The organism is Terrabacter sp. Soil811 (assembly GCF_001429655.1).
GTDB lineage: Bacteria > Actinomycetota > Actinomycetes > Actinomycetales > Dermatophilaceae > Terrabacter.
On the sequence record NZ_LMSX01000001.1, the window covers coordinates 997,022 to 1,024,015 of the forward strand.

General features: G+C 72.2%; 20 protein-coding genes. 12 read left to right on the plus strand and 8 right to left on the minus strand.

Translation table 11 applies throughout. The annotated features are described in order from the left end of the window. Positions 1 to 23: 23 nt before the first annotated feature. The 8 genes from ASH01_RS04645 to ASH01_RS04680 form a co-directional block, all read right to left on the minus strand. Positions 24 to 2,498, minus strand: coding sequence for a sensor histidine kinase (locus ASH01_RS04645; RefSeq protein ID WP_056771885.1), 2,475 nt, complete (start codon positions 2,496 to 2,498; stop codon positions 24 to 26). 166 nt (positions 2,499 to 2,664) lie between these two features. Beyond that, on the minus strand, positions 2,665 to 3,078 hold the full coding sequence (locus ASH01_RS04650) for a nitroreductase family deazaflavin-dependent oxidoreductase (protein ID WP_056771887.1): 414 nt from the start codon (positions 3,076 to 3,078) through the stop codon (positions 2,665 to 2,667). 81 nt (positions 3,079 to 3,159) lie between these two features. Next, complete coding sequence (locus ASH01_RS04655) at positions 3,160 to 4,329, minus strand: acyl-CoA dehydrogenase family protein (RefSeq protein ID WP_056771890.1); 1,170 nt, start codon at positions 4,327 to 4,329, stop codon at positions 3,160 to 3,162. A 75-nt stretch (positions 4,330 to 4,404) separates the two neighbouring features. Next, positions 4,405 to 5,625, minus strand: a complete 1,221-nt coding sequence (locus tag ASH01_RS04660; RefSeq protein ID WP_056771893.1) for an acyl-CoA dehydrogenase family protein — start codon at positions 5,623 to 5,625, stop codon at positions 4,405 to 4,407. Positions 5,626 to 5,627: 2 nt separating this feature from the next. Further along, entirely contained in the window at positions 5,628 to 6,674 is a 1,047-nt protein-coding gene (locus tag ASH01_RS04665) for a phosphotransferase family protein (RefSeq protein ID WP_056771896.1), read from the minus strand. Position 6,675: 1 nt separating this feature from the next. Continuing rightward, positions 6,676 to 7,446: a 3-oxoacyl-ACP reductase FabG gene (gene fabG / locus ASH01_RS04670; RefSeq protein ID WP_056771899.1), complete on the minus strand. Its 771-nt coding sequence runs from the start codon at positions 7,444 to 7,446 to the stop codon at positions 6,676 to 6,678. Further along, complete coding sequence (locus ASH01_RS04675; RefSeq protein WP_056771901.1) at positions 7,443 to 8,228, minus strand: SDR family NAD(P)-dependent oxidoreductase; 786 nt, start codon at positions 8,226 to 8,228, stop codon at positions 7,443 to 7,445. Before ASH01_RS04675 ends, fabG begins: the two co-directional genes overlap by 4 nt. Positions 8,229 to 8,343: 115 nt before the next feature. Then, complete coding sequence (locus tag ASH01_RS04680) at positions 8,344 to 9,354, minus strand: alpha/beta hydrolase (RefSeq protein ID WP_082619397.1); 1,011 nt, start codon at positions 9,352 to 9,354, stop codon at positions 8,344 to 8,346. A gap of 112 nt (positions 9,355 to 9,466) precedes the next feature. Here ASH01_RS04680 and ASH01_RS04685 point away from each other — a divergent pair, with 112 nt between their 5' ends. The 12 genes from ASH01_RS04685 (at position 9,467) to ASH01_RS04740 (ending at position 26,959) form a co-directional block, all read left to right on the plus strand. Next, positions 9,467 to 11,044 (plus strand): ATP-dependent DNA ligase, encoded by a 1,578-nt coding sequence (locus tag ASH01_RS04685; protein ID WP_056771903.1) that lies wholly within the window; start codon positions 9,467 to 9,469, stop codon positions 11,042 to 11,044. Positions 11,045 to 11,198: 154 nt separating this feature from the next. Beyond that, the gene (locus tag ASH01_RS04690) at positions 11,199 to 13,010 is read left to right on the plus strand and encodes a glycoside hydrolase family 3 protein (protein WP_235508508.1); all 1,812 of its coding nucleotides are present in this window, start codon (positions 11,199 to 11,201) and stop codon (positions 13,008 to 13,010) included. A 26-nt stretch (positions 13,011 to 13,036) separates the two neighbouring features. Next, complete coding sequence (locus ASH01_RS04695) at positions 13,037 to 14,359, plus strand: exo-beta-N-acetylmuramidase NamZ family protein (RefSeq protein WP_056771909.1); 1,323 nt, start codon at positions 13,037 to 13,039, stop codon at positions 14,357 to 14,359. 55 nt (positions 14,360 to 14,414) lie between these two features. After that, the gene (locus tag ASH01_RS04700; protein ID WP_056771911.1) at positions 14,415 to 16,157 is read left to right on the plus strand and encodes a serine hydrolase; all 1,743 of its coding nucleotides are present in this window, start codon (positions 14,415 to 14,417) and stop codon (positions 16,155 to 16,157) included. A gap of 4 nt (positions 16,158 to 16,161) precedes the next feature. Further along, positions 16,162 to 17,061 (plus strand): MurR/RpiR family transcriptional regulator, encoded by a 900-nt coding sequence (locus tag ASH01_RS04705; protein ID WP_020142469.1) that lies wholly within the window; start codon positions 16,162 to 16,164, stop codon positions 17,059 to 17,061. Positions 17,062 to 17,270: 209 nt separating this feature from the next. Further along, positions 17,271 to 18,212, plus strand: coding sequence for an N-acetylmuramic acid 6-phosphate etherase (locus ASH01_RS04710; RefSeq protein ID WP_056771914.1), 942 nt, complete (start codon positions 17,271 to 17,273; stop codon positions 18,210 to 18,212). Positions 18,213 to 18,280: 68 nt separating this feature from the next. Then, positions 18,281 to 19,600 (plus strand): ABC transporter substrate-binding protein, encoded by a 1,320-nt coding sequence (locus ASH01_RS04715; protein ID WP_056771917.1) that lies wholly within the window; start codon positions 18,281 to 18,283, stop codon positions 19,598 to 19,600. A 10-nt stretch (positions 19,601 to 19,610) separates the two neighbouring features. Further along, complete coding sequence (locus ASH01_RS04720; RefSeq protein ID WP_056771918.1) at positions 19,611 to 20,510, plus strand: carbohydrate ABC transporter permease; 900 nt, start codon at positions 19,611 to 19,613, stop codon at positions 20,508 to 20,510. Next, the gene (locus ASH01_RS04725) at positions 20,507 to 21,415 is read left to right on the plus strand and encodes a carbohydrate ABC transporter permease (protein ID WP_056771920.1); all 909 of its coding nucleotides are present in this window, start codon (positions 20,507 to 20,509) and stop codon (positions 21,413 to 21,415) included. Before ASH01_RS04720 ends, ASH01_RS04725 begins: the two co-directional genes overlap by 4 nt. Before the next feature lie 13 nt (positions 21,416 to 21,428). Then, positions 21,429 to 22,382 carry a BadF/BadG/BcrA/BcrD ATPase family protein gene (locus tag ASH01_RS04730; protein ID WP_056771923.1) on the plus strand — a complete coding sequence of 318 codons (954 nt, stop codon included), beginning with the start codon at positions 21,429 to 21,431 and terminating at the stop codon, positions 22,380 to 22,382. Positions 22,383 to 22,553: 171 nt separating this feature from the next. After that, entirely contained in the window at positions 22,554 to 25,040 is a 2,487-nt protein-coding gene (locus ASH01_RS04735; protein ID WP_156415417.1) for a glycoside hydrolase domain-containing protein, read from the plus strand. Between the two features lie 149 nt (positions 25,041 to 25,189). Continuing rightward, complete coding sequence (locus ASH01_RS04740) at positions 25,190 to 26,959, plus strand: alpha-amylase family glycosyl hydrolase (RefSeq protein WP_056771929.1); 1,770 nt, start codon at positions 25,190 to 25,192, stop codon at positions 26,957 to 26,959. Positions 26,960 to 26,994 lie beyond the last annotated feature (35 nt).

Sequence of the window (26,994 nt, forward strand, 5' to 3'; positions counted from 1 at the left end):
CCCCTGGATCGTGGCCGCCGCCACTAGGAATCATCCCGATGGTCACGATATGTCCGAGAGGCCGCTTTCGTGGGCGGACCGGCAGAACCCGCAACGGGAAGACACACCGTGAACGTCGATCCCTCGTCGGGGGCCGAGGCGACCGACACCGACCCGCCGTGCCCCTCGGCGATGGCGCGCACGATCGACAGCCCGAGACCGGAGCCCTGGATGGCCCGCTCGTTGGCCGCACTCGAGCGGAAGAACCGCGCGAAGACGCGCTCGTGGTCGGACTCCGGGATGCCCATCCCGGAGTCGGAGACGACGAGGCGGACCGTGTCCGGACGGCGGTCGTCGGGGTGCGCGGCGAGCGCGACCCGGCCGCCGTCCGGGGTGAACTTCACGGCGTTGGAGAGCAGGTTGGTGACCATCCGCTCGAGCGCGGCCGGGTCGCCCTCGATCCACAGCGGTCGCGGCGACACCTCGACCTCGCGCACGAGGTCGCGCTGCGCCGTCACCGTCTCGACCGACGTCCACGCGCTGGCGACGACGTCGGACAGGTCGCACCGGCGCGGGGCGAGCTCGAGACGTCCGGCCTCGATGCGGGAGTTGAGCAGGAGGTCCTCGATGAGCGAGAGCAGGCGACGGCCGTTGCGGTCGACGCGGGCCACGAGCTCGAGCTGGCGGTCGGTGAGAGCGCCGGCGGCGCCGTCCTCGAGCATCTCGGTGTAGCCGAGCACGCTGGCGAGCGGAGTGCGCAGCTCGTGGCTGACCGCCGACACGAAGTCGGACTTCGTCCGGTCGAGCTGGGTCAGCTCCTCGACCGCCTCACGCTCCCGGTCGAGCGCGACCTGCAGGGTGACCTCGACCTGCCGGCGTCTCGTGACGTCCTCGGCGACGCCGAGGTAGCCCGTGAGCTGTCCGCCCTCGTCGCGGATGCCGCTCATCGTCAGGGACACCGTGCGACGGGTGCCGTCCTTGCGGACATAGGTCCAGTCACGGGTCTCGGTCGCGGCGCCGCCCCGGACGCGGTGCACGAGCACGTCGAATCCGGGCTCGACGCCGAGCTCCTCGGCCCGGCGGTCGATCTCGGCGGGGTCGTGCAGCAGCGACCAGTCCTTGCGGCTCACGACCTCCGACGCGCGCCAGCCGAGCACGGTCTCGGCACCGCGGTTGAAGAGGGTGATGACGCCGTCGAGGTCGGTGCCGATGATCGCGGTGGCGGTGGCGGCCTCGAGCACGGCCTCGACGAAGGTCCGGGCCGCACGCTCGTCGGTGACGTCGACGCCGGTCTTGACGAGGTGGGTGCGGTGCCCGGTGTCGTCGGTGAGGTACGCGTTGGTCCACACGATGTGACGCACCCCGAGTCCCGTGACGCGCCAGTCCTGCTCCTCGTGGAGCGGCACGGCACCCTCGCCGATGCCGGCCATCTGCGCGGAGACGCGCTCGTGGTCGTCGACGGGGAAGACCTCCGCGGCCGGACGTCCGACGAGCTCGGCCTCGGGTGCACCGAGCAGCCGCGCCGCCGTCGCGTTGAGGCGGGCGATGGCCCCGGCGCGGTCGACGACGATGATCGCGCTGGCGGCGGTGTCGAGCACGACGCTGCTGAGCTCGACCTCGCTGCGCAGGTCGGCGAGGGCAGCGCGGCGCTGCGTCGAGGCGACGGCGAGCGAGAGGGCGGTGACGGCGGCCGTCACGAGGAACGCCTGGGTGAGCGCGCCGACCGTCTCGGGCCGGAGTCCGCCGACCCGCGCCGCCGCAGCGAAGGGTCCGCCGCCGATGCTCGTCAGCGTGACGGCCAGGACACCGACGACGAGCAGCTGGATCGCGACCGTGCGCAGCCCGAGGCGCAGGGCGCCCCAGACGAGGACGGGGATGGGCAGGAACGCGAGCGGCAGCGCCTGGTCGGGATTGAAGACCCAGGCCGTGAGCCCGACGACGACGACCCACTGGACGAGGTCCTCGAAGCCCGGGCGGCGGGTGCGGCGCGTGCCCACGGCGATGCCGAGGGGAGCGAAGACGAGCACGGCGGCGGCGTGCGAGGCGGTGACGGCGGACGCGGTCGCGAGGAACGGGCCGCCGACACCGATGCTCACGGTGAGCCCGGCGAACAGGCCGAAGACGAGGGCTCCGGCGAGCGTCGCCGCGAGGAGGTTCCAGAGATCCTCCATCGACGCGAGCGCGGGTCGCCGGCCGCCGCGGGTCAGCAGCCCGTAGACGACCGCCACCTCGGCGGCATTGGCCACGCCGAAGCACAGGGCCACGAGGGGCGAGCGCCCTCCGTAGGCGTTGGCGGCCGCACTGGAGACGAGGACGCCCACGACGAAGAGCCAGGCCCGTGCGCCCCGTGCCGTCGCGACCAGGAACGACACCGCGAGACCGGCGGCCGGCCACCAGACGGCCACGGTCGACCCGGGCGGGGCGAAGCGCACCGCGGTCGCCCCGAGGACGAAGACGCCGACGAGCGCCAGGGCCGCCGCCACCCACCAGCGCGCGCGGCCGAGGGTCGGGCGGGTCACGAGGGTGCCCTGTTCGGGGCCAGCGTCCCGGAGCTCGTCGGTCGACGCGCGGCGTCACGTGCAGCCTTTTCCGCTGACCTCATTGACTCATGATGTCGCAGAGACGGCGACAATCCGGCAAAAGGGACTTTTCGTACCCCGTGTCGTCGGCCGGAGTGGCCGGTCGTCACCAGCCGGACTGCATCGCCGAGTGCTCGGGGGCCGGGGTCCGGGTCAGCTGGAGGAAGCCGCCGGGCATGTCGCGGCGGTCGATCGCCCGCCGGGTCATGCCCTTCGCCGCGGCGAGGGCGACGGCCTTGTCGACGAATGTCGGCTCGGTGCAGGTGAACTCGCGGCCCTTCCAGCGGATCGTGCAGCCGCCGGCCGCGCGGACGTTGCGGACCCAGTCGGTGCCTCGTCCCCACGGGAGGGCGATGATGAAGGTCGACGGCGTGGGGATGACGGCGATGGGGGTCGCGTAGTCCTTGCCGCTCGAGCGGCCTTGGTGGCGCAGCACCGCCCAGAGCGGGAAGAAGCGGTGCCCGGCGAGCCGGACGGCGACCTTGTTGAACTGCTTCGCGCTTGCGGGTGGGCCTGCCATCCCCACAGCATCCTCCCCACCGGCCCCGACGGGGCTCGTTTGGTCGAGGGCGTATGCCGCCGGGTCGGGTGCGGCCGCGCGTCAGCCCAGGTGCCCACGCACCGACACGTGCCCCTTGAGCAGGTTGCGCGCGATGGTGCGGCGCTGGATCTCGTCGGTGCCCTCGTAGATGCGCAGCAGGCGCAGCTCGCGGTACCACCGCTCGACGGGTAGCTCGCGGGTGTAGCCCATGCCGCCGTGCATCTGGAGCACGCGGTCGACGATCTCGTTGGCCTTGACGCCGCCGTAGAGCTTGGCCATCGACTGGGACTGGCGCGAGTCGAGGCCGCGGTCGACCTGCCAGGCGGCGGCGAGCACGAGCCAGCGCAGCGCCTCGATCTCGACGGCGGAGTCGGCGACCATCCACTGGATGGCCTGCCGCTCGGCGATGGGCTGGCCGAAGGTGACCCGGTTGCGGGCCCACTCCATCCCCATCTCGACGAGCCGCTCGCACGAGCCGAGCGCGCGCGCGGGCAGCATGTAGCGCCCCTTGCCGATCCAGCGCATCGCGAGGTCGAAGCCCTTGCCCTCCTCGCCGAGGATCGCGGAGTGCGGCACGCGGACGTCGTCGAAGACGAGCGCGGCCGGGCCCCACTCGCCCATCGTGTCGATGGGGGTGCTCGTCCACCCGCGGTCGCGGTCGACGAGGAAGCACGTGACGCCGCCGTCGGCGCCCTTCTCCTTGTCCGTCACGGCGAAGACCATGACGAAGTCGGCCTCGTTGCCGCCGGTGATGAAGGTCTTCTCGCCGTTGATGACCCACTCGTCGCCCTCGCGTCGGGCACTCGTGCGGATGGCGCGGGCGTCGGACCCGGCCCCGGGCTCGGTGATCGCGAAGCACGACCTCCGGGTGCCCTCGATCGTCGGGCGGAGGTAGGTGTCCTGCTGCTCCTCGGTGGCCGAGAAGAGGATGTTGTCGGCCTCGCCGGCGAAGCGGAACGGCACGAACGACCGGCCGAGCTCGATCTCGATGAGCGCGGCGACGACGGCACCCTGGCCCATCCCGCCGTGACTCTCGGGTGTCTGGATGCCGAAGAAGCCGGACGAGCGGGCCTTGTCCTGAAGGGCTTTCAGCTCCTCGGCCGTGAGCCCGCGCTCGCCCCGCCGCTCCCGCTCGAGCACCTGCGGCTCCAGCGGCACGATCTCCTTGCGCACGAAGGTGCGCACCCAGTCGCGGATCTCGCGCTCCTCGGCGCTGAGGTCGAAGTCCATCGTCGGTCCCTTCGTCGTGCGGTCGGGTGGGTCGTGCCGTGGGGCGCCCGGCGGGCGTATGCCGTCCGGCGGGGGTCAGCGGGCGGCATACCTCCGCAGCTCGGCCTTGGCGAGGGCGTTCTTGTGCACCTCGTCGGGGCCGTCGGCGAAGCGCAGCGTGCGGATGCCGGCGAAGGCGGCCGCGAGCTCGGTGTCCTGGCTCAGCCCGGCGGCGCCGTGGGTCTGGATGGCCTTGTCGAGGATCCACTCGACGGTCTTGGGCGTCGCGATCTTGATCGCCTGGATCTCGGTGTGGGCGCCCTTGTTGCCGACGGTGTCCATGAGCCACGCGGTCTTGAGCACGAGCAGGCGCAGCTGCTCGATGCGCACGCGGGACTCGGCGATCCAGTCGCGGACGACACCCTGCTCGGCGATGGGCCGCCCGAAGGCGACGCGCTCGGAGGCGCGGCGGCACATGGCCTCGATGGCGACCTCGGCGAGGCCGATCGAGCGCATGCAGTGGTGGATCCGGCCGGGGCCGAGGCGGGCCTGGGCGATGGCGAAACCGGTGCCCTCCTCGCCGATGAGGTTGCTCGCGGGCACGCGGACGTCCGTGAAGCGCAGCTCGGCATGGCCGCCGTGGTCGTGGTCGTCGTAGCCGAAGACCTCCATGCCGCGGACGACCTCCACGCCGGGGGTGTCGCGCGGGACGAGGACCATCGACTGCTGGCGGTGCCGGTCGGCGTCGGGATCGGTCTTGCCCATGACGATGAGGACCTCGCACTCGGGGTTCATCGCGCCGGTGATCCACCACTTGCGGCCGTTGATGACGTAGTCGTCGCCGTCGCGCCGGATGCTCGTGGCGATGTTGGTCGCGTCGCTGCTCGCGACGTCGGGCTCGGTCATCGCGAACGCCGAGCGGATCTCGCCGCGCAGCAAGGGTTTCAGCCACCGCTCCTGCTGCTCGGCGTTGCCGAACTGGGCGAGCACCTCCATGTTGCCGGTGTCGGGGGCGGCGCAGTTGAGGACCGCGGGCGCGAGGCGGATGGAGCGGCCGGTGATCTCGGCGAGCGGGGCGTACTGGAGGTTCGTCAGGCCGGCGCCGTGCTCGCCGGGGAGGAAGACGTTCCACAGCCCGAGGTCGCGGGCCTCCTGCCGGAGGTCCTGGAGCACGGGCGCGGTACTCCACGCCCAGCGGTCGGGCATTGCCGATACCTGCTCGTCGAAGACGGGCAGCGACGGCACGATGCGCTCGTCCATGAAGCCGAGCAGCTCCTGGCGCAGCTCCTCGGTGCGGGAGTCGAATCCGAAGTCCATGGTCAGCTCTCCTTGACGGCGGCGAGGCCGGCGGTGACGAGGGGGACGGTGGCCTCACCGATGCGGGCGAAGCCGCTCCCGACCGTCTGGCCCTGGGTGTAGCGGTAGTGGATGCCCTCGAGGATCACCGCGAGCTTGAAGTAGGCGAGCCCGAGGTGGAACGAGAGGTGCCCGAGGTCGCGACCGCTCGCGGCGGCATACCGCTGGCGCAGCTCGGGACCGCTGATGAAGCCCGGCGTCCGCGAGACGTCGGAGACGGCGACGCTGTCCATCATGAGCGGGAGGGTCTGGTAGGCCTCGAGCAGGGCGACGTCGGTGAGGGGGTCACCCAGCGTTGCCATCTCCCAGTCGAGCACCGCCGAGACCTCGTCGTCGCTCGTGACGAGGAGGTTGTCGAGGCGGAAGTCGCCGTGGACGATCGTCGGGTCACCCTGTGCCGGAACGGATCCCGCGAGCCTCTCGTGCAGCTCGTCGATGCCCGGGAGGTCCCGGCTGCGGGAGGCGTCGAGCTGCTGCTTCCAGCGCCGCACCTGCCGCTCGAGGAAGCCGTCGGGGCGACCGAAGTCGCCGAGACCGACCGACCCGGGGTCGACGGCGTGCAGGGCGACGAGGGTGTCGACCATCCGCTCGCTGACCGCCCGCACCCGTGCGGCGCCGAGGGGCTGGAGCTGTGCCTCGAAGCGGTAGGGCGTGCCCTCGACGCGCTCCATGACGTAGAAGGGCGCCCCGACGACGTCGGGGTCGTCGCACACGGCATACGTCGTGGGGACGGGGACGGCGGTGTCGCGCAGGGCGGTGATGACGCGGTGCTCGCGCACCATGTCGTGCGCGGTGGCGAGCACGTGGCCGAGCGGCGGCCGGCGCACGATGACCGTGCGGGTGCCGTCACCGACCTCGTAGGTGAGGTTGGACTTGCCGCCCGCGACGACCCTCCCGCTGAGCGGGCCCGACAGCAGGTCGGGCGCCGTGTCGTCGAGGAATCGCCGGAGCCGGTCGAGCGGCAGGCCGGGCGGGTCCCCGTCGGGGGCGGCGTCGCGGGCGTCGGTCACGTCAGTCCTTCGGTCCGCCGGCGACGTAGATGACCTGGCCGGAGACGAAGCCGGCCTCGTCGCGCACGAGGAAGGAGGTCGTGGCGGCGATGTCCTCGGGCTGGCCGACGCGGGCCACCGGGATCTCCTTGGCGGCGCCCTCGAGGAACTGCTCGAAGGTGATGCCCATCCGCTCGGCCGTCTGGCGCGTCATGTCGGTGGCGATGAAGCCGGGGGCGATGGCGTTGGCCGTGACGCCGAACTTGCCGAGCTCGATGGCGAGGGTCTTCGTGAAGCCCTGGAGGCCCGCCTTGGCGGCGGAGTAGTTGGCCTGCCCGCGGTTGCCGAGCGCGGAGGTCGAGCTGAGGTTGACGATCCGGCCGAACTTCGCGTCGATCATGTGCTTCTGCGTCGCCCGCGTCATGAGGAAGGAGCCGCGGAGGTGGACGTTCATGACGGCGTCCCAGTCGTCGGCGCTCATCTTGAAGAGCATGTTGTCGCGGATGATGCCGGCGTTGTTGACGAGCACCGTCGGGGCACCGAGCTCGGACGCGACGCGGTCGACGGCCGCCTGCACGGCCGCCTCGTCGGACACGTCGACACCCACGGCGAGACCCGTGCCACCCGCGGACTCGATCTCGGACACCACTGCAGCGCAGGCGGACTCGTCGAGGTCGAGGACGGCGACGGCATACCCGTCGGAGGCGAGGCGCTTGGCCACGGCGGCGCCGATGCCGCGCGCGGCCCCGGTGACGATGGCGGTGCGCTGGGAGGTGTTCGGCTGGTCGGTCATGCGTTCTCCTGCTGGTCGGCGGTCTGGTGGTCGAGCTTCTGCTGGAGCCGGTTCATGCCGGCGAGCCAGGCGTCGGGGTGGGCGGCGCGCTGCGCGTAGTAGCCGCTCACCTCGGGGTGCGGGAGGACGTAGAACTCATCGCCCGCGAGCGCCCGGAACGCGGCGTCGGCGACCTCGTCGGCGGTCAGCGTCGCGTCGAGGGTGAGCAGGTCCTTGAGCGGGCCGGAGCCGTCGAGCATCCGGGTCTGCACGCCCTGGGGGCAGATCGCCTGGACGACGATCCCGCGGTGGCGGTAGGTCGCGCTCAGCCACTCGGCGAAGGCGACGGCGCCGTGCTTGCTCACGGAGTAGGGCGCGTCGCCGAGCATCGTCAGCAGCCCGGCGGCCGAGGCGGTGACGACGAGGCGCCCGCCACCGGTGTCGAGCCAGCGCGGCACGAGGTGCCGGGCGGCACGCACGTGGGCGAGGACGTTCGTCTCGAGGGTGCGCGTCCACTCGTCGTCCGAGGCGTCAAGACCCTTGAGGGTGCCGATCCCCGCGTTGGCGAAGAAGACGTCGACGTGCGCCAGGCGGTCGTATGCCGTGTCGACGAGGTGCTGCACGCCGGCGTCGGTCGACGTGTCGCCCGGGACCGCGAGGGCGCCCAGCTCGTCCGCGACCGCCTGGAGCTCGGCGGCGTCGAGGTCGGCGACGACGACCTGCCAGCCCTCGCGGGCCAGGCGGGTGGCGATGGCGCGGCCGATCCCCCGGGCTGCTCCGGTGACGACGGCGGTGTCGGGCATGGTGCTCCTCGCGATGGACTAAGCGCTTGCTTACCTTGACGACAAGAGCCCCTCCACGTCAAGTGCCGCCCCGCCCCACCCCTCGACCGTCGAGGGGCCAGAGTTCGCGCGGTCCTCAGCCGGCGACGCGCTCGATGAAGGCGACCGCCCGGTCCAGTGCCTCGCGCCCGTCCGCGGTGTCGAGGTCGAACTGGAACTCGTGCCCGAGCCGCGGCTCGTGGCCGTCGTCGAAGAGCAGGGCGTCGTGGTCGACGCCGTGCCGGTCGAGTGCCTCGACGAGCGCGACCGTGTGCGGGAGGAGAGGGTCACCGTTCCCGGCCGAGACGAAGGCCGGGGGGAACGACGACGTGACGTGCACCGGAACCGAGCCCTGACGGGTCGTCCGTTCGTCGTGGCGCCGGGTCGAGCCGAGGTAGGACCAGATGGCCGTGTCGATGAGCCAGCTGCCCAGCCGGGTCGAACCCTGCGCGAGGCTGAAGTCGTAGGCGCCGCAGAAGAGCACGAGACCCTTGAGGGACGCCGGCGGCACGTCCACCTCGATGCCGACGTCCTTCGCGTAGGCAGCGTCGCTGGCGAGCAGCGCGACCTGCGCAGCGATCTGGGCGCCGGCCGAGTCGCCGGCGAGGACGATGCGCGCCGGGTCGACGCCGAGCCGGTCGGCGTGGTCGACGAGGTGGTCGAGCGCGGCGGCGACCTGCTTGACGGGCGTGGGATAGCGCGAGCCGGGGGCGATCGAGTAGTCGACCCCGACCGTCGTGAACCCGCGGCCGGCGAGCACCCGGAGGTAGTTGGCGACGTCGCCCTTCGACCCGGACACGAACGCACCGCCGTGCACCCAGACCACCGTGGGCAGCGGCTCGGTCCGAGGTGGCCGGAAGACGTCGAGCCGCCCGTCGGGGGAGGAGATGTCATACGCCTCGTCGACGACCTCGACGAGGTCGCCCGGGACGTGCTTCTCCAGGGCGGCGCTCGCGTGCGCGGCCCCACGGTCGAAGACCGCCCGGATGAGCAGCGCCGACGGCCAGGGCGTGGTCCGGGCGGTCACGAGCAGCGCGCCGACCGCGGTTGCCGTGCCGAGCGCGACCCTGCGCACGAGACCGCGAGTCCGGTCGACGATGCCACTCATCCTGCGAATCTAGTCCGGGCACCCGCAGACCTTGGCCCCTCGACACCTGGCCACCCACAAACTGTGGCCTCTCGACGGTGGGGATGTGGGTGGGAGCGGGCAGGATCGGGGCATGCAGCTCTCCGACGTCGTCGCCACCTCGCACACCGTCGCCGCCACGTCGTCGCGCACCGCGAAGGTCGAGGCGCTGGCGGCCTGCCTGCGGCGTGCGGCGCAGGACGGTCCCGACGTCGTCGAGGTCGTCACCGCCCACCTGTCGGGCGCGCTCCCCCAGCGGCGCATCGGCGTCAGCTGGCGCGGCCTGCAGGGCCTGCCCGAGCCGGCCGACACCTCGACCCTGACCGTCGAGGAGGTCGACGCCGCCGCCACCGCGATCGCCGCCATCGGCGGGTCCGGGTCCGGCGCCGCCCGCTCCTCCGCCGTGCGCGAGCTATTCCGACGCGCCACCGCCGACGAGCAGGCCTGGCTCCGCGGACTCATCACCGGAGAGACCCGGCAGGGCGCCGGCGACGGCGTCATGCTCCAGGCCGTCGCCAGGGCCGCCGACGTCCCCGACGCCGCGGTGCGCCGGGCCGTCATGCTCGCCGGCTTCGCGGGGCCGGTCGCCCGGGCCGCCCTCACCGGGGGCACCGAGGCCCTCGAGGCGCTCACCCTCGAGGTCGGCCGCCCGCTGCGCCCGATGCTCGCCGGCTCGGCCCCCGACGTCGCCGCAGCGCTCGCCACGCTGGGAGGCGAGGTCGTCGTCGAGACCAAGCTCGACGGCATACGCCTCCAGGCCCACGTCGACAACCGCACGAGCCCGGGCACCGTGCGCCTCTTCACCCGCACGCTCGACGAGGTCACCGACCGGATGCCCGAGATCACCGAGGCGCTCGCAGCCCTCGACGTCGAGACCCTCGTCCTCGACGGCGAGGTCATCGCCCTGGCCGACGGCGGCCGGCCCCAGCCCTTCCAGGTGACGGGCGCCCGCACGGCGAGCAGCGCCGACGTCGACCGGCTGCGCGAGGAGGTGCCGCTCACGCCCTACTTCTTCGACGTGCTCCACCTCGACGGCGAGGACCTGCTCGACGAGCCCGCGCACGTGCGCTGGGAGCGCCTCGCCGCGACGGTGCCGCCGGCGTGGCGGGTGCCGCGCGAGCGCACCGCCGACCCCCAGCGCGCCCAGCAGTTCTTCGCCGACCTCGTCGCGGCCGGGCACGAGGGCGTCGTCGTCAAGGACCCCGCGCTGCCGTATCTCGCCGGCCGCCGCGGTCCCGGATGGGTCAAGGTCAAGCCGCGGCACACCCTCGACCTCGTCGTGCTCGCGGTCGAGTGGGGTAGCGGTCGGCGCCGGGGGTGGCTGTCCAACATCCATCTCGGCGCCCGCGACGCCGACACCGGTGAGCTCGTCATGCTCGGCAAGACCTTCAAGGGGATGACCGACGAGATGCTCGCCTGGCAGACCGAGCGGTTCAGCGGCCTGGCGCTCGACCCGACGGACGTCGAGGCGGGGCGCTCGGACCAGCAGTGGGGTGTCGTGCCACTGCGCCCCGAGCAGGTCGTCGAGATCGCCTTCGACGGCGTGCAGAAGTCGTCGCGCTACCCCGGCGGCATGGCCCTGCGCTTCGCCCGGGTGCTGCGCTACCGCGACGACAAGCCGGTCTCCGAGGTCGACACCGTGCAGACCGTGAGGTCCCTCGCCGGCTGGTGAGCGAGGCCGGCGGGTGGGGCCGGTGGGCCGGTCCCCGCCCGGCGCGTCGTGAGATGGCACGCCGCTATCTGTTGCCTACGCCACGGTACGTAGGTAAGTTCCGGCGCGACGGCAGATTGCGTGAATTCTTCACATTCCTGGAGGCACCATGTCCATGTCCGAACTCTCACGTCGCTCCGTGATCGCGGGCGGCCTCGCCGCAGCAGCGGCCGGTGCGGCAGCCGGAAGCGCCCGCGCCGCCGCGGGCTCCTCGCCTGCAGCGACCGCCGGCGAGACGGGCTGGGTGACCGCGACGATCGCCCGGATGTCCTTGGAGGAGAAGGTCGGTCAGCTCTTCATCCAGAACGTCTACGGCAAGGACGCCACGACCCCCGACAGCCGCAACGTCCCGCTCTACGGCGTCGCGAGCCCGGCGGAGGTCGTGCAGAAGTACCACCTCGGTGGTGTCATCTACTTCGCCTGGACCGACAGCGTGCAGAACCCCGACCAGATCGTCGGCCTCTCCAACGGCCTGCAGAAGGCGGCCCTGACGCAGTCGAGCAAGGTCCGGATCCCCCTCCAGATCGCGACCGACCAGGAGCAGGGCGTGGTGACACGCATCGGGCCGCCCGCCACGCAGTTCCCCGGCTCGATGGCCCTTGGGGCGGGCCGGAGCGCCGCCGACGCCCGCACGGCCGCCGCGATCACCGGCCGCGAGCTGCTCGCCATGGGCGTCAACACGAACTTCGCCCCCGACTGCGACGTCAACGTCAACCCGCTCAACCCCGTCATCGGCACGCGGTCCTTCTCGTCCCGGGCCGCCCTCGCCGCCGAGCTGGCGGCCGCGCAGGTCGCCGGCTACCAGCGCGACGGTGGCGTGGCGTCGTCGGCCAAGCACTTCCCCGGCCACGGTGACACCGCAACCGACAGCCACGTCGCGTTCCCGATCATCACCCACACGCGCGAGCAGTGGGAGTCGATCGACGCGCCGCCCTTCAAGGCCGCCATCAACGAGCAGATCGACATGATCATGACGGCGCACCTGTCGTTCCCGGCGCTCGACGACTCGGGCAACCCGGCCACGCTGAGCAAGCCGATCATGACGGGCGTGCTGCGCGGGGAGCTCGGCTACGAGGGCGTGATCGTCACCGACTCGCTCGCCATGCAGGGCGTCCGCGACCTCTACGGCGACGCCGAGGTGGCCGTCCGGGCCCTCCTCGCCGGCGTCGACCAGCTGCTCATGACCCCCGCGATGGACGACGCCTACGCCGCCGTCATCGCCGCGGTCCGCGGCGGCCGCATCCCGCGCAGCGAGCTCGACGCGAAGGTACGCCGCGTGCTGGGCCTCAAGTACCGCCGCGGCATCGTGGCCCGACCGTACGCCGACCCCGCCGCGCTCTCGTCGGTCGTCGGCACGCCTGCGCACCTCGCGTCGGCGAGCTCGGTCACCGACCGCACGACGACGCTCGTCAAGAACGACGCCAAGGCCCTCCCGATCGCCCCGGCCGGCAAGAAGGTCCTCGTCACCGGCTACGGCGTCTCGACGACGGCGACCCTCGCGGCAGCGATGACGGCCAAGGGCGCGACGGTCCAGACCGTCCAGACCGGCACGTCGCCCACCGACACGGTGGTGGCCTCCGCCGTCGCGGCGGCCGCCGACAAGGACGTCGTCGTCGTCACGACGATGAAGGCCTGGGACACGAGCGTCACGGACACCCGTGGCGGGCAGCAGAAGCTCGTCAAGGCGCTCCTCGCCACCGGGAAGACCGTCGTCGTCGTCGCCGTGCGCGACCCCTACGACATCGCCTACTTCACGAGCGCCCCGACCTACCTCGCGACGTACTCCTACAGCCCCGTCGCGATCGAGGCGGTGGCGCGTGTCATCACGGGCGACGTCGCGCCGACGGCCTCGCTGCCCGTCGACATCCCCGTGGCGGGCGACCCGGCCACGGTGCTCTACCCGTTCGGCCACGGCCTCACCTACTGACACCCGCCACGACAGGGAGCGACCAGATGACCAACCTCAACCGCAGGCAGCTGCTCACCGCCGGCGCCCTCGGCGCCGTCGCCATCCCCGCCACAGCAGCGGGTTCCGTTGCTGCGCAGGCCGGCCCGACGGCATACGCCAGCAACTACCCCAACAACCCCGTCACGACGGGCGCGCAGAGCGCCGCCGCCTCGAGCTGGTCGGCGCTCTCGGGCCAGAAGGTCGGGATCATCACCAACCCGACCGGCATCCTCACCAACCTGCGCACCATCGTCGACGAGATGCACGAGTCCGGCGCCGTCGACATCGTCGGCGTCTTCGGGCCCGAGCACGGCTTCCGCGGCACCGCGCAGGCCGGCGACTCCGAGGGCAACCACACCGACCCGCGCACCGGGCTCATGGTCTACGACGCCTACGGCGCCAACGCCGCCAAGATGACGACGCTCTTCCGCACGGCCGGCGTCGAGACCGTCGTCTTCGACATCCAGGACGTCGGCTCGCGCTTCTACACCTACATCTGGACGATGTACACGGCGATGCGCGCGGCCGTCGCCGTCGGCGCCCGCTTCGTCGTGCTCGACCGCCCGAACCCCATCGGCGGCACGGCGATCGGGCCGATGATGACCACGCCGTGGACCTCCGGCGTCGGCGCCAAGGAGATCGTCCAGGCGCACGGCATGACGGTCGGCGAGCTGGCCCGCTACTTCGACGGCGAGTTCCTCACGGCTGACGCGGGCGGCCGCCTGCGCGAGCTGTCCGTCATCGAGGTCAAGGGCTGGCGCAGGGACGTGCCGTATGCCGTCACCGGGCTCCCGTGGGTCATGCCGAGTCCCAACATGCCGACTCCCGACACCGCGCTCGTCTACCCCGGCACGGGGATGTTCGAGGGGACCAACCTCTCCGAGGGCCGCGGCACGACCCGGCCGTTCGAGCTCATCGGCGCGCCCTACGTCGACTTCCGGTGGGCCGAACGCCTCGCCGCCCTGGACCTTCCGGGCGTGGGCTTCCGCGAGGCCTACTTCTCCCCGACGTTCAGCAAGCACACCGGACTCGTCTGCGGCGGCGTCCAGCTGCACGTCACCGACCCGTCCGCCTTCGACCCGATCCGCTCGAGCGTCGAGATGCTCGTCGCGGCCAAGGCGCTCTACAGCGATTTCGCCTGGCGCTACGACTCCTACGACCCGGCGCGACCCTACTGGATCGACAAGCTGACCGGCTCCCAGCGGCTCCGCACCCAGATCTCGGCCGGCGCCCCCGCCGCCGAGGTCGTCGGCGCGTGGCGCGACGAGCTCGCGGCCTTCGACGCGCGGCGCCAGCAGTACCTCCTCTACCGCGGCCCCTCGAACTGACCTGTCCACCGGCTCACCACCCGCTGCACGACCTGTTGCACGATCTAGGAGTGACATGCGCCTGCGCACCCTCGTCCCCGCTGCCCTCGGCAGTCTCGCCCTCGCGGGCAGTCTCGTGACCGCGGGACCCGTCGGCTCCGCGACGGCCGACGACTTCAGCAAGCCCGACCGCGGTTTCGCGCCGCCCAACACCGTGCTGTCCGACGCGAGCCCCGCGTCACTGGGGCTCGACCCGGCCCCGATCGCCGAGGCCGTCGACCGGATCCACGCCCACGAGCAGGTCGACGCGAGCGGACACCCGCTCTTCGCCGGCGCCGTCGGGATCATGGGCCACGAGGGACGCATCGTCGAACGCGACGCGAGCGGCTGGGCGCTCCGCTACGCCGACGCAAGCACCGAGCTGCCCCGCGACCAGTGGGAGCCGATGCGCACCGACACGATCTTCGACCTCGCCTCGGTGTCCAAGCTCTTCACCTCGATCGCCGTCGTCCAGCTCATCGAGGAGGGGCGCGTCTCCCTGGAGAGCCCGGTGGCGGCATACCTCCCGGAGTTCGCCGCGGGCGGCAAGGGGGCCGTGACGGTGCGCCAGCTGCTGACGCACACGTCCGGCTTCACCTCGTGGCTGCCGCTGTGGAGCAAGTGGCCCGACAAGGCCTCGCGCATCAAGGCCGTCATGGACCAGCCGCTGACCAACGCGCCGGGCACGACCTACCTCTACAGCGACCTCAACCTCATCACCCTCGGCGTCATGGTCGAGAAGCTGCGGGGCGAGCCGCTCGACACCGTCGTCCACGACCGGATCACGGCGCCGCTCGGGATGAAGGACACCGGCTACAACCCGACCGACAAGGCCCGGACGGCGGCGACCGAGTACCAGACGGCGCCGCCGCGCGGCATGGTCCGCGGCGAGGTCCACGACGAGAACGCCTGGTCGCTGGGCGGGGTCGCCGGCCACGCCGGGGTCTTTTCCACCGTCGACGACCTCGCGATCCTCTCGCAGGCGCTGCTCAACGGCGGCTCCTACCGCGGCGAGCGCATCCTCAGCCGCAAGAGCGTCGAGGCGCTCATCACGAACTTCAACGGCGCCTTCCCCGGCGACTCGCACGGCCTCGGCTTCGAGCTCGACCAGCGTTGGTACATGGACGCGTTGTCGGGCCCCCGCACCGCGGGCCACACCGGCTACACGGGCACGTCGATCGTCATCGACTTCACGTCGCGGTCGTTCGCGATCCTGCTCACCAACCGCGTGCACCCCTCTCGCAACTGGGGATCGATCAACCTCGCCCGTCGCGAGTGGGCCCATGGGCTCGCCGCGTCGATGGGCATCCGCCCGCGCCACGGCGACACGGCCTGGTTCACGGGGTCCGACAACGCGACGACCACCACCCTGACGACACCCGCCCTCCCCGTCGGTCCGGGAGGTGCGCGCCTCGGCTTCGACCTCTTCCTCGACACCGAGGAGACCGACCTGCTACACCTCGAGCGCTCCACCGACGGAGGCGCGACGTGGACGGCCCTGCCGTTCGACGTCGTCGACCGCGGGCAGACCGAGACGGCCGACGGCGTCATCTCCGGCGCCGGCACGCGGCGCTGGGTGCAGGTGCGGGCCGACCTGCCGGCCGGGTCGCAGCTGCTGCGCTGGCGGCACACGACCGACGGGGGCTACCTCGGTCGGGGCGTCGCCGTCGACGACGTCGTCGTCCGGGGACCGGGCGGCGTCCTGCTCGACGGCGAGAAGACACCAGGCGCCTTCACGGCGGACGGTTGGCGGCTCGCCGGCCGCGACGCCGTAGCGTAGGCCCATGCCCAGGACCGAGGACGGGGCCTCGTCCCCCGCAGGTGCCGCGAGCGCGTCGCTGCTCATCCGCCTGCGGGGGATCAAGCCCTCGCTGTCGCCCGCCGAGGACCGTGTCGCCGACATCGTCCTCGCCGACGCGCGCCGCGCCGCCGGCCTGACCATCAGCGAGCTGGCCACGGCAGCACGCACGTCCGAGACGACGGTGCTGCGCTTCTGCCGTCGGCTCGGGCTGCCCGGCTACCCGCAGCTGCGGCTCGCGCTCGCCGAGGAGTCGGCCCACCCGCGCACCATGAACCGCGGCGGCACCGACATCAGCGCGAGCGACACCATCGACGACATCATCGCCAAGGTGGCCTTCAGCGACGCGAGCGCCGTCGAGGAGACCGCCCAGCAGCTCGACCGCGACGCCCTCGCCTCGGCGGCGGCAGCCATCGCCCGGGCCGGTCGCGTCGACATCTACGGCATCGGCGCGAGCTCGATCGTCGGCACCGACCTCCAGCAGAAGCTGCACCGCATCGGCATCGTCGCCTTCGCGTGGAACGACCCCCACATCGCCCTGACGAGCGCGACGCTGCTCGGCCCGGGCGACATCGCGGTCGGCATCTCGCACTCCGGCACGACGACCGAGACCATCGAGGCGCTGGCGGCGGCGCGCTCGACGGGTGCGCGGACGCTCGCGATCACGAACTTCCCGCTGTCCCGGCTGGCCTCCGGCGTCGACATCCTCCTGACGACGGCGGCACGCGAGACGAGCCTGCGCTCCGGCGCCACGGCGAGCCGCATCGCCGCCCTGACCGTCGTCGACTGCCTCTACATCGCCGTCGCGCAGCGCAACCTGCGCAAGGCCCGCAAGGCCGTCGCCGACACCCGCGAGGCCGTCGCCGGCCACCACGTCACCGACTGACACCGAGGCCCTTGACCAACTCGAGTGAGCGCCCAGTCACAGTCGAGTGAGCGCCGAGCCACAGGCATACGTCCCGGAGTCGGCGACGCGTGGGACGCGGCGCTCAGTCGAGTGGGACGAAGCGCTCACTCGAGGACTGGGGACCGTGACGCGAATGTTACTCATTTACGGCATTGACGCTGGCGACGTAGGAAACTAACCTCGCACGGGTGAGCAGCGAGGTGACCGTGGACGCCCCCACCGAGGAGCGCCATCCGGGGACGACGTCCATCGACACGCACACCTCCCTCGACATCCTCCGGGCCCTCAACGCCGAGGACGCGACGGTGGCCGGTGCCGTCGGTGAGGTCCTCCCCGAGCTGGCCCTCCTCGTCGACCGCGCGGTCGAGTCGCTCCGCGCCGGCGGGGCCGTCCACTACTTCGGCGCCGGCACGTCCGGACGCCTCGCCGTGCTCGACGCCGCCGAGCTGCGCCCCACCTTCAACGCCCCGGCCGGGCTCGTCGTGGCCCACCACGCGGGTGGCCCCGGCGCCCTGCTCGAGGCCGTCGAGAACGTCGAGGACGACGTCGACCTCGGTCGCGAGGAGGCCGAGGCCCTGCGTCCCGGCGACATCGCCATCGGCCTCACGGCCTCCGGGCGTACGCCGTTCGTGGCCGGCGCTCTCGCGCGGGCTCGCGAGCTCGGCGCCGTCACGGCCCTCGTCACCGCCAACCCGGACGCCGAGGTCGCCGTCCACGCCGACCTGCTGCTCGCCGTGCGCACTGGACCCGAGGCGCTGACCGGCTCGACCCGCCTCAAGGCCGGCACCGCCCAGAAGCTCGTCCTCAACTCGTTCTCGACCGCCGTGATGATCCGCCTCGGCCGCACGTGGAGCAACCTCATGGTCGACGTCGTCGCGACGAACGCCAAGCTCCGCGGCCGCGTCGTCCGGATCCTCCAGGAGGCCACCGGCGCCGACGCCGAGCAGGCCCGGCGGGCGCTCGACGACGCCGACGGCGAGCTCAAGCCCGCACTGCTCTCGATGCTCGCGGGCATCGACGCCGCCACGGCCCGCAACGCGATCGCGGCCCACGACGGCTCCGTGGCCCACGCGCTGACGTCCCTCGGCGGCCAGGTGGCCGCACCGGCCGCCCCGACCCCCGAACGCTGAACCCACCACCCTCCCACCCACCCGTGCCGACCCCCAGGCACCCAGCAGAACCCGACAGGAGCACCACCATGACGTTCGCCTCACGCCTCCCCGGCTCGTCGCGGCGCGCACGCCGCACGGTCCTCACGATCGCCGCGCTCTCCGGAGCGCTCGTCGTGACCGCCTGCTCGCCCTCCTCCTCGGGCTCCTCGAGCGGCGGTGACGACGGCAAGGTCACCCTGACGGTGTGGTCGTGGCGCGTGGAGGACGAGGCGGCGTACACCAAGATCTTCGACGCGTACGAGAAGGCCCACCCCGGCGTCACCATCGACTTCAAGGCGTTCAAGGCGACGGAGTACAACAAGATCCTCGCGACCGGCCTCGCCGGCTCGAGCGGCCCCGACGTGCCCCAGGTGCGCTCCTACGGCCAGCTCCAGGGCACCGTCGCGAGCAAGTCGCTGCTGCCGCTCGACGGCAAGGTCGACCTCGCGGGCTGGGACGAGAACGTCGTCGCGAGCGCCAAGGGCAAGGAGGACGGCAAGACGTACTCGGTGCCACTCGCGCGCCAGACCGTCCAGATGTTCTACAACCAGGGCCTCTTCGAGAAGAACGGCATCAAGGCCCCCACCACGTGGGCCGAGTTCATCGCCGCCAACGACAAGCTCATGGCGGCCGGCGTCACGCCGATCGCCATCGGCGCCAAGGACGACTGGACGCTCCCGATCGTCCACGAGGTGCTCGCTGCCCCGCGCTTCGGCGGCAAGGCCTTCCAGGGCGAGGTCCTCTCGGGCCAGAAGACCTTCACCGACCCTGACTGGGTCGGGTCGGTGCAGGTCGTGGGCGACCTCGAGAAGTACATGCCCAAGAACGCCACCGGCGTGGCCCAGACCGACGCGCAGACGCTCTTCTCGGCCGAGAAGGCCGCGATGATCCCCGGTGGCAGCTTCGACCTGTCCGTCTTCCAGAAGGCCAACCCGGCCATGAAGATCGGCATCTTCCAGGTGCCGCCGGCCCCGGGCTCGCCGAGCGGGTCCGAGGCGACGACGGCAGGATGGGCCGATGGCAACTTCGCCGTCTCCGCCAAGTCGAAGCACCCGACCGAGGCCACGGAGCTCGTGAAGTGGATGACCACGAAGGAGTTCGGCCAGATGGTCAACGACGACATCAAGCAGATCTCGGCCGTGCCGGGTGTCGAGCCGACCGACCCGCTGCTCAAGCAGATGAGCGAGAACTACACGAAGTCCGGCTCGCCGTACCTGCTGCTCACCGACTTCCGCTACGGCGCACCCACGGGCACCGACCTGCTCGGCAAGGGCCTGCAGGAGATGCTGCTCGGCTCCAAGGACGCCACCGCGGTGAGCCAGGACCTCGAGACCGGCGTCAAGACCTGGTTCAAGCCGAGCGCGTGACGGTTCCTGCATGAGGCGCCGCACCGGCCTGGTCTTCGTCGCTCCGGCGCTCGCGCTCTTCGCGGTGTTCGTGCTCTACCCGATGGTGACGGCGTTCTCCTACGCCTTCTTCCAGTGGCAGGGCACGACCCGCGGAGCGTTCGCGGGCCTCGAGAACTTCGTGACGCTCTTCACCAGGGCCCCGTTCACGACAGACCTCCCGCGGGCGCTGCTGCACAACGTGCTCTTCTTCATCGGCACGATGCTCATCCAGAACACCTTCGGGCTCACGATCGCCTACCTGCTCTACACGCGTCCGCGCAGTCGCCGGATGCTGCAGACGCTCTACGCGATGCCCTACCTCGTCAGCCCGATCGTCATCGGCTACCTCTGGACGCTGCTCCTGTCGCCGACGTTCGGGCCGGTCAACACGCTGCTGACGAAGGTCGGCCTCGAGTCATGGGCCCTCCCGTGGCTCGGTGACCCGAAGACGGCCATCTGGGTCGTCATCCTCGTCAGCGTGTGGCAGTGGATCGGCTTCCCCGTGCTGCTCTACGGCGCCGCACTGGGTGGCGTCCCGGAGGAGCTGACCGAGGCGGCCCGCGTCGACGGCGCGAGCAACCGGCAGGCGTTCTTCAAGATCACGCTGCCGCTGCTCGTGCCCGCCATCGGCACGGTGTCGGTCCTGACGTTCATCTTCGCCATGGAGGCCTTCGCGCTCCCCTACGCCTTCGGTGGTTCGACCGGAAACCCCGCGGGCGCAACGGACTTCGTGTCGCTGCTCTTCTACCGCACGGCGTTCGACTCGGGAGCGACCGACGCCATCGGCAGCTCCTCGGCCCTCGCCACGCTGCTCTTCCTCATCATCTTCGGTGGCGCCTACGCCGCCACGGCCGTGCTGCGCCGTCACGAGCGGAGGATCACCGCATGACCACGGCCGTCGTCACCACCGAGGCGCCGCAGGAGCAGGTCGCGGCCCGTCCGGCCCAGGGCAGCCGCCGGCGCCCACCGCGGGTCAACCGTCCCGTGGGCGGCGCGGGTGCCAGCGTGCTCCTCTGGGGGTATGCCGCCCTGGCGCTCGTGCCGCTGCTGCTCATGGTGAGCAACAGCTTCCGCACCAACGCCGACCTCATCACCGACCCGCTCGGCCTCCCCGCTCCCCCGACGACGGCCAGCTACGTCGAGGCGTGGACCACCGGCAACTTCGCGACGTACTTCGGGAACTCGCTCCTCGTCACGGTCGGCGCGGTCGCGATCTCGACCGCCGTCGCGACGATGGCCGCCTACGCGCTGGCCCGCGGGCGGTCGCGGATCTTCCGCTGGCTGGAGGCGCTCTTCCTCTCCGGCCTGATGCTGCCGATCCACCTCGCGATCCTGCCGATCTTCTACCTCTTCGACGGGCTCGGGCTCATCGACTCGCGGCTCGGTCTCATGCTCATGTACGCCGCATCGGGCATCCCGTTCTCGATCTTCGTCCTCACGACGTTCTTCCGGCAGCTGCCCGAGGAGCTCGAGGAGGCGGCGGCGCTCGACGGCGCGAGCAGCTGGCAGACCTTCTGGCGGATCATGGTCCCGCTCGTGCGCCCGGCCCTCGCGACCGTGGCCGTCTTCCGGTTCGTGCCGATCTGGAACGACTTCCTCTTCCCGCTCGTGCTGCTGCGCAGCGAGGACAAGTACACCCTCCCGGTCGGGCTGACGAGCTTCTTCGGCGAGAACGCGACGAACTACTCGGCCGTCTTCGCCGGGCTCGTCATCACGACGGTCCCGCTCATCGTGCTCTTCCTCGTCGCCACGAAGCAGATCGTCGCGGGCTTGACCGCCGGCATGGCGAAGTGATCGGCTCGCTCGCGTGAGCGGGCAGCGGGTCGTGGCCGTCGACGTCGGCGGGTCGGGCCTCCGACTGCAGACGTGTGCCGTGTCGCCCGGCCCCGTGCTCACGGCACCGGGCGTGCGGGTCGGGGCGGGCGGCATCGACGTCGCAGCGCTCGTGTCCGACGCCCGCGCCCTGCTGGGAGCGCGCCCAGACGACGAGGCCCGTCGTGGCACAGCGGCTCCCGCGGTCGTCGTCTGGTCGATGCGCGGCCTGCTCTTCCTCGCCGACCGGTCGGAGGTGCTGCGCACCGTGGCGCAGGGCCTGGGCGCCGAGCGCACCGTCGTCGTCAGCGACGCCGTCGCCAACCTCGTCGGCGCGACGGGCCGGATCGGTCCCGGCGCGGTCGTCGCGGCGGGCACCGGGGCGGTCGCGTTCGGCACCGACTTCGAGCAGCAGTGGCGCCGGGTCGACGGGTGGGGGCACGTGCTCGGCGACGCCGGGTCGGCGGCGACCCTCGGCATGGCCGGACTCCGCGCCGCACTGCGCGCCCACGACGGGCTCCCCGACGGGTCGCCGCTCCTGCTGGCAGCGGCCAGCGACCTGCTCGGCCCTCCGGAGGGCTGGCCGCGGCTCGTCATGACGAGCCCCGACGCCCCCGAGCGCCTCGCCGCCGTCGCCCCGCTCGTCACGGCGGCCGCCGCCGACGACGACGTCTCCCACGCCCTCTGCGCCCGCTCCGGCGCCGACCTCGCCGACTCGCTGCTGCGCGCGGCGGAGGGCCTGACCGACCCGGTCCTCACGGCGACCGGCGGCCTCCTCAGCGCCCGACCGGTCGCGGACGCTCTCGACGACCGGCTCGCCCGGGTCGGCGCGGGCGCCCGGCGCTCAGCGGCCCGCGGTGGTGCCCTCGACGGCGCCCTCCACCTGGCCCGGCACCTGCGCGACACGGGAGCGGTCCCCGAGCACCCGGCATACCTCCTCACGACGTGATCGGCGGGCCGGCACCCCGCCCGGGCAGCTGACGAGCCCGGAAGGGCCCCAGCGGTGCGGCGAGCCGGTACCCTCCGACGGGGGTGGTCCGATTCACCCGAATTGTGCCGTGCCTCCGCCGGGATCCACGTGCCGTCCGGACCACCGCCGTGACGCTCGAGAGGTTCTGACATGCCCGGTTCACCCCGCCGACTCACGGCACTCGTCGGTGCTGCCGCACTGGCGTTCGGTGCAGTCTCCAGCGCGAGCGCCGCTGCCCTGACGGCGGCTCCAGCACCGGCGACTCCCGCGACAGCGACTCCCGCGACAGCGACCCCCGCGCCGGCCTCGGCCGTGACACCCACGGGCACGCGATCCGTGGACTACCGCGGCGTCCACCTCTCCGTTCCGTCCGACTGGGCCGTCGTCGACCTCGACGCCGACCCCACCCGCTGCGTCCGCCTCGACGTGCGGGCCGTCTACCTCGGCCGACCGGGCTCCCAGCAGGACTGCCCCGCGCACCTCGTCGGGCGCGCCGAGACGATCTGGCTGCACCCGGGCTCCGACCGCGCCAGCACGGCGACGACCTCGAGGACGACCGCCCTCGGCACGCTCCGGGCCCACACCGGCACCGACCGCGTCGCCGGCACCAAGGTGGCGAGGTTCACGGCACAGGACGTGCAGGTCGACGCCACGTGGGGCGCGAGCGAGTCGAGGGTCGACGACGTCCTCGCCACCGCGACCGCGAGCTCGGCGGTCACGCGCACGGCCCCGGTCGCAGCCGCCGGCACGACGGCAGCCACCCCGTCCGCCTCGTCCTCGTCGGTTACTGCCTCCACGGCCACCGCCTCCCCGGGCACGACCTCGACCGCCGCGACCTCGGGGCCACACCCCTTCTCCGGGATGGCGTTCGACGCGTGCGCCGCCCCGAGCGTCGCGACGATGCAGTCCTGGCTGGCCTCCCCCTACCGTGCCGTGGGCATCTACATCGGCGGCTCGATGCGGGCCTGCGGCGACGGCAACCTCTCCTCGACGTGGGTGAGCCAGGTCAGCTCGATGGGCTGGGGACTCATCCCGATCTACGTCGGGCCACAGGCACCCTGCGTCGACCAGACCGGCCTCAGCACCATCGACCCGACGCAGGCTGCCGCGCAGGGCAGGGCCGCCGCTGCCGATGCGGCCGGGCGCGCGGCCTTCTTCGGTCTCGGCGCCGGCACGCCCGTCTACTACGACATGGAGGCGTACGACCCCACCGTCTCCGGCTGCACGGCCACGGTCCTGTCGTTCCTGACGGCGTGGACGCAGGAGCTGCACGCCCGCGGCTACACGTCCGGTGCGTACGGCAGCAGCGCCTCGCTCATGGTCGACCTGTCCACGGCGATGGGCACGACGGGATTCACCGCACCCGACAACGTGTGGTTCGCCAGCTGGAACGGGCTGCAGACCCTGTCCGACTCGACGAGTCACCCCGAGTTCCGGGACAGCTACTGGGCCGGCGGCCAGCGGCTCCACCAGTACGCCACCGGCAGCGAGACGTGGGGCGGGGTGAGGATCGACATCGACGCCGACTGGGTCGGCGGCCGCGTCACGGGCGCGCCGGTCCCGATCAGCTACGGCTCCGACACGACGGGCCCAGGCAGCCCGTCGTTCGTCTTCACCGGCAACATGTCCTACTGGAAGCCCAACCAGGGCCAGGGTGTGCAGGGACGCGCCTACTCCACCTACGCCAACGGCAGCACGGAGGAGAACGGCGCCACGTGGTCCCCGGCCCTCTCCGCCGGCCTGTACAGCGTGAGCGCCTACGTCCCGACCACCCGCGCCGACGCCAAGGTCACGTATGCCGTCACCGACGCCCGCGGGTCCGCGACCACCGTCGTCGACCAGTCCACGGCGGCGGGCACGTGGTCCCCGCTCGGCACCTACCTCGCCCGCTCCGGGACCTCGGTGCGGGTCCACGCCGGCGACAACGGACCCAGCCCCACGACCGCCCAGGTCGGCGTCGACGCCATGCGGTTCTCCCTCGTGGCCACCGCGCCGTCGGCCCCGACGTCGGTGTCGGCGGTCCCCGACAACGGCCGCGCGACCGTCCGCTGGACCGCGGCCACGTCGAACGGCAGCCCGGTGACGGGCTACACCGTGACGTCCTCGCCCGCGGGGGCGAGCGCGACGGTGTCCGGCTCCGCCACGTCGGCCACCCTCACCGGGCTGCGCAACGAGACGGCCTACACCTTCACGGTGACGGCGACGAACGTCATCGGTGCCGGCCCAGCCTCGACCCCGTCGGCGGCCGTGCGGCCCTCGTCCTTCTCGCACCTCGTCCCAGTGACGCCCACTCGCCTGCTCGACACCCGCGTCGGCACGACRKCCAACCCCGTSCGCACCGCGATCGCCGCCGGCGCCTCGCTCACCATCAAGGTCGCCGGCGTCACCGGGTCACCCGTGCCCGCCGGAGCGACCGCCGCCGCGATCAACCTCACCGCCACCTCACCCCGGGCGGCCGGCTTCCTCAGCGCCGACTCGACCGCCACCACCGGCAGCTCCACCGCCAACTTCGCCGCCGGCCAGACCGTCGCCAACCTCCTCGTCGGCCGCCTCACCACCTCCGGCACGCTGACGATCGTCAACCACTCCGCCGGCACCGTGCAGGTCATCGCCGACGTCACCGGCTACCTGCGCTGACGCGGCGAGTCGACCGAGCGAGCCGAGCCGAGCGAGCCGAGCGAGCCGGGCTGAGCGAGCCGGGCAGGCCGATCGGGTACGTCACGGGTCGGCTCGAGCAGCCAGGTCTACGCTCGGGCTGCCCCCCTCACGACCCGACTGGAGCCCGCATGTCCGAGCACGACGCCCATCGCCCCGGACTCGGGTCGATGCCCCACGAGGGCGGGACCGCCTTCCGTGTCTGGGCCCCGAACGCCGACGCCGTCGCAGTGACGGGCAGCTTCACCGACTGGTCGGGTGACGGCCACGCGATGGTCTCCGAGGACAACGGTCACTGGTACGCCGACGTGGAGGGCGCCGGGCCCGGCGACGAGTACCAGTTCGTCATCACGAACGGCGACCAGCGCCTCATGCGGATCGACCCGCGCGCTCGCGTCGTCACGAACTCGTCGGGCAACGCCGTCGTCTACGACCGCGACGCCTTCGACTGGGGCGGTGACACGTTCGGCTGCCCGCCGCACGACGAGCTCGTCATCTACGAGACCCACATCGGATCGTTCGTCGCCACCCAGGGTGACGTCGGTGACCTCGGTGGCCTGGCGGGCAAGCTCGGCTACCTCGCCGAGCTCGGCATCAACGCCATCGAGCTGATGCCGGTCGCCGAGTTCGCCGGTGACTACTCCTGGGGCTACAACCCGTCCAACCCCTTCGCCGTCGAGAGCGGCTACGGCGGCGCCGACGCGCTCAAGGCCTTCGTCAAGGAGTCCCACCGGCACGGCATCGCCGTCATCCTCGACGTCGTCATCAACCACTACGGCCCGAGCGACCTGTCCCTCTGGCAGTTCGACGGCTGGAGCGAGGACGGCAAGGGCGGCATCTACTTCTACAACGACGAGCGCTCGTCGACCCCATGGGGTGACACCCGCCCCGACTACGGCCGCGAGGAGGTGCGCGCCTACCTCCACGACAACGCCCTCATGTGGCTCGAGGAGTTCCACCTCGACGGGCTCCGTTTCGACGCGACCCTCTACGTGCGCACCATCGACGGTCTCGGCAGCGGCGACCTCCCCGAGGGCTGGGACCTCATGCGCTCGATCACGACGACGATCCGTGAGCGGCATCCCGACAAGATCCTCATCGCCGAGGACCTCCAGTCCGACCCGGCGATCACCTCCTCCGACGAGGGCGGCGCGGGCTTCCACGCCCAGTGGGACACGAGCTTCGTGCACCCGGTGAGGGGGCTGCTGACGGCCGTCGACGACGCGGAGCGCTCGATGACCCAGCTCGCGGACGCCCTGCGTGGCAACGACGAGCCGTTCCGGCGCATCGTCTACACCGAGAGCCACGACGAGGTGGCCAACGGCAAGCTCCGGGTCCCCCACGAGGTCGACGGGGATGACCCGAGCGGCTGGGCGGCGCAGAAACGCGCGACCCTCGGCTTCGCCATCGCCCTGACGACGCCCGGCATCCCGATGCTCTTCCAGGGCCAGGAGTTCCTCGAGGACGAGTGGTTCCGCGACGACGTGCCGCTCGACTGGGAGCGGGCCGAGCAGTTCCGCGACATCGTGCGGCTCGGCCGTGACCTCATCCACCTGCGCCGCGACGTCGACGGCGTCTCTCGCGGCCTGCGTGGCGAGGGCTTCGAGGTGCTCCACCTCGACGACGAGGCCAAGGCCCTCGCCTGGGCACGGCGCTCCGGCGACGACGTCGCCGTGGTCGTCGTCAACGCGAGCGCCGAGGCGCGCGACATCACGACGGGTATGCCGTCCGCCGGGCCGTGGGTGGTCCGCTTCAACTCCGACGCGGCGACCTACAGCGCCCTCTTCGCGGGCCACGAGACCCACGACGTGGACGCGGTGGACGAGCCCCTCGACGACCAGCCGGCGAGCGGCACCGTCTCGGTAGGCGCCTACACCCTCGTCGTGCTCACCCCCGCCTGACGCACGCGTCCCGGGGCGTGGCCCGTAGGGACGTC

Excerpts from the sequence above, each read along its gene's own strand:
- ASH01_RS04650 (WP_056771887.1), bottom strand. The coding sequence starts at position 3,078 with ATGGCAGGCCCACCCGCAAGCGCGAAGCAGTTCAACAAGGTCGCCGTC.
- ASH01_RS04655 (WP_056771890.1), bottom strand. The coding sequence starts at position 4,329 with ATGGACTTCGACCTCAGCGCCGAGGAGCGCGAGATCCGCGACTGGGTG.
- ASH01_RS04660 (WP_056771893.1), bottom strand. The coding sequence starts at position 5,625 with ATGGACTTCGGATTCGACTCCCGCACCGAGGAGCTGCGCCAGGAGCTG.
- fabG (WP_056771899.1), bottom strand. The coding sequence starts at position 7,446 with ATGACCGACCAGCCGAACACCTCCCAGCGCACCGCCATCGTCACCGGG.
- ASH01_RS04675 (WP_056771901.1), bottom strand. The coding sequence starts at position 8,228 with ATGCCCGACACCGCCGTCGTCACCGGAGCAGCCCGGGGGATCGGCCGC.
- ASH01_RS04680 (WP_082619397.1), bottom strand. The coding sequence starts at position 9,354 with ATGAGTGGCATCGTCGACCGGACTCGCGGTCTCGTGCGCAGGGTCGCG.
- ASH01_RS04685 (WP_056771903.1), top strand. The coding sequence starts at position 9,467 with ATGCAGCTCTCCGACGTCGTCGCCACCTCGCACACCGTCGCCGCCACG.
- ASH01_RS04690 (WP_235508508.1), top strand. The coding sequence starts at position 11,199 with ATGTCCGAACTCTCACGTCGCTCCGTGATCGCGGGCGGCCTCGCCGCA.
- ASH01_RS04695 (WP_056771909.1), top strand. The coding sequence starts at position 13,037 with ATGACCAACCTCAACCGCAGGCAGCTGCTCACCGCCGGCGCCCTCGGC.
- ASH01_RS04700 (WP_056771911.1), top strand. The coding sequence starts at position 14,415 with ATGCGCCTGCGCACCCTCGTCCCCGCTGCCCTCGGCAGTCTCGCCCTC.
- ASH01_RS04705 (WP_020142469.1), top strand. The coding sequence starts at position 16,162 with ATGCCCAGGACCGAGGACGGGGCCTCGTCCCCCGCAGGTGCCGCGAGC.
- ASH01_RS04715 (WP_056771917.1), top strand. The coding sequence starts at position 18,281 with ATGACGTTCGCCTCACGCCTCCCCGGCTCGTCGCGGCGCGCACGCCGC.
- ASH01_RS04720 (WP_056771918.1), top strand. The coding sequence starts at position 19,611 with ATGAGGCGCCGCACCGGCCTGGTCTTCGTCGCTCCGGCGCTCGCGCTC.
- ASH01_RS04725 (WP_056771920.1), top strand. The coding sequence starts at position 20,507 with ATGACCACGGCCGTCGTCACCACCGAGGCGCCGCAGGAGCAGGTCGCG.
- ASH01_RS04740 (WP_056771929.1), top strand. The coding sequence starts at position 25,190 with ATGTCCGAGCACGACGCCCATCGCCCCGGACTCGGGTCGATGCCCCAC.